Below are 891 nucleotides of genomic sequence, written 5' to 3'. Positions count from 1 at the left end.
ACCCGCCGCCGGCACTCCGCCAACGGCCACCTCAGCCCGAACGAATACGAACGCCGACGCCACACCGCTAAGCTCACGCTCGCCGCGTGACAACCAACCGCGTGTCCACCTTCACGGGCGAAGCCCCGAGCTGTGCCTGGACTCGATAGTTGGCCAAACGGGACTGGCTAATTGGCCATTGTGACTCGCACGCCTGGACGGCGGCTTTGTCCGCAAGAAACGGCTCTGGCACGGGTGCCAGTCGAGTGCGGAGGTCCGCAGTGTGTCTGACAGGGCTTCAGCCTGTGGGGCTGCCCGGCCGCCAGGTCACATGGTCGGCTGCGTTGAAGCACTGGCGCAGGCTGTGGGTGCGCAGGTCGCAGTTGAACTGGAAGCCGGCGCCGTAGCCGATGCGCAGGAAGAGGTTGACGACCGTGCCAGGCGTGATTCGACCGCTCGGGTCGAAGTACGGGGAGGCTTGCTGGGCTACCCATTCGTACCCGTCGGTGCGGACGAACAGCGGGCCCTCCGTGCGGCCGGCGGCCTGCAAGCTGGCCAGAAGGGAGCGTACGACCGCGGCGCAGGTGGAGAAGGTTCCGCTGGTCGAGGCCGCGAGCACCTCGTGGAACTGCCGGTCCTGCCGAGGGATTCGAACCCTGAGCTTGTCGTCCGACAAAGTTATGTCGGCGACGTTGAGAGCGGACAGCTCCATCGGGGTGGCGTCGCAGGAGTAACCCAGGAGAAGCAGTGCGGACGCTCGCAGGCTCAGGACGCTGCCGGAACCGCTAGAGATCGTCTTCAAAGGTCAGATCCAGAGCAGGATTGAGGCGATGGTGACGGTGGCCTGGTAGGACTCGCGGGTCTTGTCGTAGCGGGTGGCCAAGCCCCGCCACTGCTTGAGGCGGTTGAAGC

Annotated in this window: 1 protein-coding gene; it reads right to left on the bottom strand. The window is 65.8% G+C overall.

Annotation, left to right across the window (positions count from 1 at the left end; genetic code table 11):
• Positions 1-277: 277 nt before the first annotated feature.
• On the bottom strand, positions 278-781 hold the full coding sequence (locus tag QSK52_RS39085; protein WP_285741040.1) for a hypothetical protein: 504 nt from the start codon (positions 779-781) through the stop codon (positions 278-280).
• Positions 782-891 lie beyond the last annotated feature (110 nt).

The organism is Kitasatospora phosalacinea (assembly GCF_030268885.1).
GTDB classification, from domain to species: domain Bacteria; phylum Actinomycetota; class Actinomycetes; order Streptomycetales; family Streptomycetaceae; genus Kitasatospora; species Kitasatospora phosalacinea_C.
The sequence above is the reverse complement of the archived record's forward strand: the minus strand, read 5'-3'. Positions and strand labels throughout refer to the sequence as shown.